The sequence below is a fragment of the Actinomadura sp. NPDC047616 genome (assembly GCF_040642915.1).
In the GTDB taxonomy this organism is placed as follows: Bacteria; Actinomycetota; Actinomycetes; order Streptosporangiales; family Streptosporangiaceae; genus Spirillospora; species Spirillospora miaoliensis.
Genome location: NZ_JBEYTB010000030.1, coordinates 32,799 through 40,463, shown reverse-complemented (window position 1 = coordinate 40,463; position 7,665 = coordinate 32,799). Strand labels below are relative to the sequence as shown.

Here is a 7,665-nt window from a genome sequence, read left to right as displayed (position 1 = left end):
ATGACGGTGGGCTCGCCGCCCTCCAGAATCGCGACGACCGAGTTGGTCGTCCCGAGGTCGATACCGACCGCACGTCCCATGTCTCTCGTCCTCCGTCGTTACTGCGTGTGCCCCCGGTCGCGTCCCCCCTGTACGCGGCGGCGGCCGGGTTCGCGTCTCTGTCTCGCCAGGGTGCCCCCGGCGGAAGTCATTGTCAAATCACTTGAGTCTGGGCGACTCAACTTTGCTGACGTTCACATCAACAGGACGTATGAGCCCCCTATTCCCGTTCCCGCCCGCGCCCCTCCGGGCCGGGAATCCGCACCCGGAACGAGGCCCGCCTCCGCCCGGAGGACGAGAGAACCCCTCCTGCCGGCCCGTAAGAAACCGGATCTTTCCCGGAGTACTCCGGGAAGCTCCTGCGCCGGTTCGGGTGATCAGGGGTGAGGACAACTTCAGAGAGGAGCCTCATGAGAGGCAGACGGATCGGCCGCGCGCTGCTCGGCGCGGCGGTCGTGGGCGGCGTGGTCGCCGCGCCGCCGGGCGTGGCGGACGCGGCCAAGCCGCCGGCCGGCGCGGGAGGAGACGGCGGAACGGGCGGTGCGGCGGGTGCCTCGGGAGCGCTGCCCGCGGGCCGCTCGTGGACGGTGACGCTGCTGACCGGCGACGTCGTCCGGGTGCGCACGGTCAAGGGCCGTCCCCCGATGGTCACGACCACGCCCGGCGAGGGCAGGACCAACCGGACGTTCCGCACCTCGTACCGTCCGGACGGGCACGTGGTGGTGACCCCGGCGGACATGGCCCCGCTGGTCGGCCGCGTTCTCGACCCCGACCTGTTCGACGTCACCACGCTGATCCGGCAGGGGTACGACGACGCGCGCGCCCGCGAGCTGCCGCTGATCGTGCAGCGGAAGGGCGGCGTGCGGCCGCGCGCGGCGCTCGGCGGGACGCTGCGGGAGACCCGTGACCTGCCGAGCATCGGCGCGGTCGCGGCCCGCCAGCCCAAGAAGGACGCGGCGCGTCTCGGCGCGTCCCTGGCCCCCCGCACGCGGACCAAGGCGGCGAACGACATCCGCCGCATCTGGCTCGACCGCAAGGTCCGCGCGAGTTCCGCACCGTCCGCGCCCGCACTCGCGTCGGGGGCCGCGCGGGCCGCGTCGGCCGCGAAGCTCGACCGCAACCTGAGCCAGATCGGGGCGCCCGCCGCGTGGCAGGCGGGGATCACCGGGCGCGGCACCAAGGTGGCCGTCCTGGACACGGGCGTGGACCCGGCCCACCCCGACCTCAAGGACCGCGTCGCCGAGACCGCGAACTTCTCCGAGGCCGCCGACGCGGCCGACCGGGTCGGGCACGGCACGCACGTCGCCTCGATCGTCGCGGGCAGCGGCGCGGCCTCGGGCGGGGAGCGGCGGGGCGTCGCCCCGGACGCGAGCCTGCTGGTCGGCAAGGTGCTCGACGACGACGGTTTCGGCACCGAGTCGTCCGTCATCGCGGGAATGGAGTGGGCCGCCCCGCGCGCCAAGGTCGTCAACATGAGCCTCGGCGGCGACACCACCGACGGCACCGACCCCCTGGCGCAGGCGCTGGACCGGCTCACCGACCAGTACGGCGCCCTGTTCGTCACGGCCGCCGGGAACACCGGCGCCATCTCCTCGATCGGTTCGCCGGGATCCGCCGACGCCGCGCTCACCGTGGGCGCCGTGGACGGCCGGGACCGCCTCGCCGACTTCTCCAGCCGCGGCCCGCGCACCGGACGGTACGCGGCCAAGCCGGAGATCGTCGCCCCCGGCGTCGACATCATGGCCGCGCGCGCCGCGGGCACGTCGATGGGCGACGCCCTGGACGCGCGCTACACCTCGGCGTCCGGCACGTCCATGGCGACGCCCCATGTCGCGGGCGCGGCCGCGCTGCTGCTGCAGAAGCACCCGAAGTGGACGCCCGCCCAGTTGAAGTCCGCCCTGGTCGGTTCCGCCTCGCCGGTGGACGGGGACGCGTTCGACCGCGGCGCCGGACGTCTCGACGTCGCCGCCGCCACCACCGCCCCCGCCGTCTCGCTCCAGGCGGCGCCGCACCTGGGCACCTCCGCCTACCCGGGGCACGCCCCGCTCAAGACCGACCTTCGCTGGGCGTCGCGTTCGGCGAGCACGGTACGGCTCGACCTGGACGTGCGGGTGACCGACCGCCAGGGGAACACCGTGGACGGTGCCGCGTCGCTGTCGTCCGCCCAGGTGGACGTCCCGGCGGGCGGCGGCGCGTCCGCGACCCTTCGGGTGGACGCGGCGAAGCTGGGCGGCAAGCCGGGTCTCTACACGGCCGAGGTGACCGCCAAGGCCGATGACGCGACGATCCGCACGCCGGTCACGTTCTACGTGGAGCCGCCCAGCTACGACCTCACCGTCAAGGCGACGCCCCTGCCCGGCACCCAGGACGGGAACATGAGCGCCTACGCGAGCGTGGTCAACCTGGACGACATCGCGCTGTTCACCGACTATCCGTCGACGGGCGAGGACGGCACGGCACGGCTCAGGGTGCCCGCGGGCCGCTACAGCGTCATGGGCTCGGTCTACGACGACAACCGGGAAGCCCCCCGTTCCGCCATCGCCGGCACGCCCGAAGTCGTCATCGACCGCGACACGACCGTCGTCCTGGACGCGGCACGCGCCAAGGAGGCGGGCGCCAAGGTCTCCGACCGTACGACCGAGACCGCGATGGCCGGGTCCGTGCAGGTGCGCAGCAACCGGCAGGCGGTTTGGGGCGAGGCGGCCTACACGTGGGAGCCGCAGAAGGAGAAGGTCTACGTCCAGCCGACCGGCACCGCGCAGACCGGCGAGTTCCGCCCCTACGGCCTCTACCGGCTGACGGCGCCGGGGGAGGTCTACGACCTGCTGGAGCCCATGGGCGACCGGGTGCCCGACGACCCCGTGCACGTGGTGACGCCTGCGTCCCGCGCGCGCTTGGCCCGCGTCGACCAGCGGTTCGCCGCGCTCGACGGGGACACCCAGACGCCGATGAGCGAGAAGCGCTACGGCGTGACCCCCGAGGGCTTCCTCAGCTTCGAGGCGAGCGGCGGGGTGACGCCCGGGACGACGCGCACCGACTACGTCTCCGCCGGCCGTGGCGTCCAGTGGCTGGACGAGGCGTTCTTCGACGCGCTGAACGGGTGGGTCGACCAGCTTCCGCTGCTGCGGCGCGAGCCGGGCAGCCGCACGACGCAGACGTGGGGCCGTCAGCCCCTGCGCCCCGGGCCCGTCTCCGTCACCGCCGTCTCGCCGAGCGAGTGCATCCGGTGGCCGGTGGCCCGCACGCGCGGTGCGCTGAACGTCGCCTTCGTCGACCTGCAGGCGCGCCCGGACGGCTTCGACTGCGGCTACTGGGACGAGAACGACGACGACCCGCTGACCCGCCACCTCACCGTCACCGCGGACGGCCGGAAGATCGGTGAGGCCGCCGGGCCGGCCGGCCGGTTCGAGGTGCCCGCGCGGGCGGCGACGTACGAGATCCGCTACGACAACGACGCCTCGAAGCTCACTGCGGTGTCGACGCGGACGTCCACCACGTGGCGGTTCCGTTCCGCCGCGCCCGAGGACCACTCCAGCGTGCCGGTCCCGCTGCTGACCGTCGACTACGACCTCGGCCTCGACCTGCGCAACCGGCCGACCGGCGGCCCCGCCACGTTCCAGGTCGCGCGGGTGGCGGGCAGCGGCACGGCGAAGGTCACCGGGCTGCGCCTGTGGACGTCGCTGGACGACGGCAAGACCTGGCAGCAGGCCCAGGTGAAGGACCTGGGCGGCGGGAAGTTCTCCGGGACGATGCCGAAGGCCGCCGCAGGCCAGGCGGTGTCGGTGCGCGTCGCCGCCAAGGACGCCGGCGGCAGCGCCATCGACCAGCAGATCATCAGGGCGTACAACGTCCGCTGATCCGCGTCCCTCCCTAAGGGGCCGCCGTGCGCCGACGCGCACGGCGGCCTTTTCGCGTCCGCGAGCGAAAGCGACCCGGGGGTGCGGCGGAGTAGGGGTTCCCGGGCGTGCGGCCCGGATCGGTCGTCGAACGCCATGCGGTGCTCGACTCCGGCTGGACGAACGAGTCGCCGCACCTCGGCTGATCCGGCGGACGTCCCGGCGGGCGCGCGGGCGGCGCCCGTGAAGAAGGAATCCGGGTTCGGCTGAGTAACGGGTGACCGCCGTTCGCCTCGAAAGGCCGGATATGGAATGGAGCCACGGATGACCGCTCCACCGGACGTCGCGACCGACGACGACGCCGCGGTGATCGAGCAGTCCTGGCATGAGCCCGATCGATTCGCCGTGATCTACGACAGGTACTTCCCGGAGATCTACCGCTACGTCGCGGCCCGGCTCGGCAGGGACGTCGCCGACGACATCGCCGCCGAGACGTTCTACGCCGCGTTCCGCAAGCGCGACCGCTTCGACCCGGCGCGCGGGGCCGTACGGCCCTGGCTGTACGGGATGGCCACCAACCTGGTCGGCCGGCACCGGTGCGACGAGGGCCGCCGCAGCGGGCCGGCAGGGCCTGCTGGAGCTGACCCGCACGGCGGGCCGGGCGCCCGCACACCAGCACGAGCGCCGGGACGAGCGCCGGGCCGGGCGCCGGAACGGGTGGCTGCGGGGGCGCCGCCCGCTCGGCATCGGGCTCGGCCTGGTCGCGGCCGCCGCGGCGACCGCCGTCGCCGTCGCGACCGTCGGCTCCGGCGGCGCCGCGCCGGCCCAGCGGAGCGCCCCCGGTCCCCGGGAGATGGTGCTCGCCGCGGCCGTCCAGGCCGAACGGCAGGCCGACGGCCGGTACCTGGTGACGCACGTCCGAAACTGCCACGCCGAACCGGTCAAGGCCAGGACGGGCGACTACATCGTCCAGCCGTGCTACGAGAACTGGCGGTGGCGGGCCCGCGACCGGGCCAACGAGTCGGCGGTCTGGACGCGCGACCTGCCGGCCCGGCCGCAGACGCCCCAGGACGAGGCGCTGTGGAAGCGGGCCGGATCGCCGCGCACGTTCCCCTACAGCCAGGACCCCAAGGCGCTGCCGAACCTCTACCGCACCACGCCGACCCCATGGAAGGAGGATCGCAGCGACCGGAACGAGAACTCCGACCGCTACTTCCTGCCGCTCACCGGGCGGTCGCTGACGGCGGAGGAACTGCGGAACCTGCCCACCGATCCCAAGGAACTGGAGAAGCTGCTGACGCCGCGGCCGCCCAAGGGCGTGGTGATGGACAGGCGCGCCTCCATGACGCCCACCGGACCCGGCCAGAAGATCGTTCAGGCGACCCTGGCGGTGTCCGACCTCCCGCTGCCGCCGAAGGTGTGGGCGGCCTTCATCAGGATGCTCACCGACACCCCGGGCGTGCGCGCGGTCGGCCGGGTCACCGACCCGATCGGACGGCCGGGCGTGGCGCTGGAGGCGCCCCGCACCGCGCCGGCGAGCGGCGGCGGAACCTCGATGGAGCGCGCCATCTTCGACCCGGACACCGGTGTGCTGCTGGCGACGGTGTCGACCACGGTGAAGCGCGGCACGAAGGAGCCCGCCGTCTACCGGCCGGGCACGGTGGAGAACTACGAGGTCATCGTCAAGTCCGAGTGGACGGACAGCCGTCCGTCCCGCCCCGCGAGCGACTGACGACGCGCAGCCCTGACCGCCCGCCGCCCCCGTCCTGCGTGAACGCGCGGAGCGGGGGCGGCCGTGTTCAGTGCGGGGTCCTGCCGCGGCATGCCCTGGTCGCCGGTTTCGGTGCAGGTTCTAATGGTGATGAGGAAGCGCCCCAAAAGGGGGGATTGAGGGGAGGGCGGAGTCGGCTTGGGTGACCACAGAGGCCGCCGTTCCTCGTGCGGCGTCGCCGGGCGGGGTGCCTGGCGCGCGGTGGGCGCGCTGGGAGCCGCCTTCGTCATCCTGCTGCCGGTCTCGGCGTCCGGGCCCGGGGTGTGCCCGCGATCCGGTGCCGGTGGCGTTCCTCCGGGCTTCGTCCCGCCGCCCGGCGCTCCGCGTTCCGGCGGGCCGCCGGAACGCGGGCCGCCCGCCGGCAGTCCGGTCGCGGTCAACGGAAGGCTGCGGGTCTGCGGCATGCGGCTGTGCAACGAGCACGGCGGCCCCGTCCAACTGCGCGGCATGAGCGCGCACGGCCTGCAGTGGTACCAGGACTGCCTCACCCGCGGCTCGCTGGAGGCGCTGGCCCGCGACTGGAGGGCGGACGTTCTCCGGCTGCCGGTGTACGTGCGGGAGGGCGGCTACGAAAGCGGCCCCCGCCGGACCACCGACCGGGTCCACGGCCTCGTCGCGCAGGCCGCCGCCCTCGGCATGTACGTGATCGTCGACTGGCACGTGCTCGGCCCGGGGGATCCGCACCGCGACCTCGGGCGGGCCGCGACGTTCTTCACCGAGATCGCGCGACGGCACGCGGCGCGGGGGAACGTGCTGTACGAGATCGTCAACGAGCCGTACCTGGTGCCCTGGACGCGCGTCCGCGACTACGCCGAACGGCTGGTGCCGTTGATCCGGCGGTACGACCCCCGCGCACCGGTCCTGGTCGGGACGCGGGGCTGGTCCTCGCTCGGGGTGTCGGAGAACTCCGACGAACGGGAGATCGTCAACGCCCCGGTGCGCGCGGACAACATCATGTACACGTTCCACTTCTACGCGGGCGGCCATGGACGCCGGTATCTGGACGCGCTGTCACGCGCGGCCGACCGCATCCCGGTGTTCGTCAGCGAGTTCGGCACCACCGACCCCGAGGGCGTGGGCGACGACTTCGGCCGGGCCGGGCGGTATCTCGACCTGATGGCGCGCAAGAAGATCAGCTGGGTGAACTGGAACTACAGCGACGCCTCGGTGTTCCACGCCGGGACCTGCCCGCACGGCCCGTTCGCGGGCACCGCGTCCCTGCGTCCCGCGGGCGTCTGGATCCGGGCTCGGCTGCGGGCCCCCGATCACTTCCCGGCGCCGCGGCGGCCACGGGGCTGACCGGTGCCGACGCGGGCCGCGAGGCCGTCGAGGACGCAGTCGAGGCCGAACGTGAAACGGCCCTCCAGGACCTCGGCATCGTCCTTGGCCCAGATGTGGGTGATGTGCTCGGCCAGGCGCGGGCGCTCGGCGTTGACGCGTTCCAGGTAGGGGGTCATGGAGGCCATCCACTCGTCGGTCGTGGTCCCCTTCTGGTGGACGCGCCAGCTGGCCTCGCTGCCCGCCGCGCCGATCACGTAGTCGACGATCGCCGACCAGGCGTATTCGAGGTCGAACCCGGTGAAGCCGGCGGTGCGCAGCGCGTCGAGCGCCTCGTCCATGACCCGGGTGGCGTTCGGGCCGATCATGGGGCGGCTGCCGAACAGCGTGACCGTCCACGGGTGGCGGTGGATCATCGCGCGCAGCGAGCGGGCGTAGCCGGTGGCGGCGGCGCGCCAGTCGCCGGGGGAGGCCGGCCGGGGGACGGTCACCTCGGCCATCACCCGGTCCATGGCCAGTTCGAGGAGCTCCTCCTTGCCGGCCACGTGCCAGTAGACCGAGGTGGCGCCCGCGTTCAGCTTGGCGCCGAGCCGCCGCATGCTCAGTTTCTCCAGGCCGTCGGCGTCGAGGAGGTCCAGGGCGGCGTCGACGATCTGCTCGCGGTCGAGGGTGGGCTGCTGCTCGCGCCGCGTGCGTCCCGGCCGCGTCCACACCGACGTGGGCGCCTGTGCTTTCGGCATG

The 7,665-nt window shown here is 73.7% G+C and carries 5 protein-coding genes and 1 pseudogene; 4 read left to right on the top strand and 2 right to left on the bottom strand.

Annotated features, from left to right (window positions below; translation table 11 throughout):
- On the bottom strand, nucleotides 1-80 hold an 80-nt coding region (locus tag ABZ801_RS40585), incomplete at its 3' end, for an Hsp70 family protein (RefSeq protein ID WP_360708727.1).
- Nucleotides 81-449: 369 nt separating this feature from the next.
- Between ABZ801_RS40585 and ABZ801_RS40580 the strand changes: the two genes are divergently transcribed.
- From ABZ801_RS40580 to ABZ801_RS40565, 4 genes and pseudogenes are all read left to right on the top strand, one after another.
- Nucleotides 450-3,896 carry a S8 family peptidase gene (locus tag ABZ801_RS40580; protein WP_360709027.1) on the top strand — a complete coding sequence of 1,149 codons (3,447 nt, stop codon included), beginning with the start codon at nucleotides 450-452 and terminating at the stop codon, nucleotides 3,894-3,896.
- A gap of 291 nt (nucleotides 3,897-4,187) precedes the next feature.
- Nucleotides 4,188-4,475, top strand: a pseudogene (locus ABZ801_RS40575) (sigma factor); the annotation flags it as partial.
- Between the two features lie 31 nt (nucleotides 4,476-4,506).
- Nucleotides 4,507-5,607 (top strand): CU044_5270 family protein, encoded by a 1,101-nt coding sequence (locus tag ABZ801_RS40570; RefSeq protein ID WP_360709033.1) that lies wholly within the window; start codon nucleotides 4,507-4,509, stop codon nucleotides 5,605-5,607.
- 177 nt (nucleotides 5,608-5,784) lie between these two features.
- On the top strand, nucleotides 5,785-6,945 hold the full coding sequence (locus tag ABZ801_RS40565) for a glycoside hydrolase family 5 protein (RefSeq protein WP_360709024.1): 1,161 nt from the start codon (nucleotides 5,785-5,787) through the stop codon (nucleotides 6,943-6,945).
- Here the strand turns inward: ABZ801_RS40565 and ABZ801_RS40560 are convergent.
- Nucleotides 6,912-7,664 (bottom strand): TetR/AcrR family transcriptional regulator C-terminal domain-containing protein, encoded by a 753-nt coding sequence (locus tag ABZ801_RS40560; RefSeq protein WP_360709021.1) that lies wholly within the window; start codon nucleotides 7,662-7,664, stop codon nucleotides 6,912-6,914. The two genes, ABZ801_RS40565 and ABZ801_RS40560, sit on opposite strands and share 34 nt — an antisense overlap.
- Between the last annotated feature and the right edge of the window lies 1 nt (nucleotide 7,665).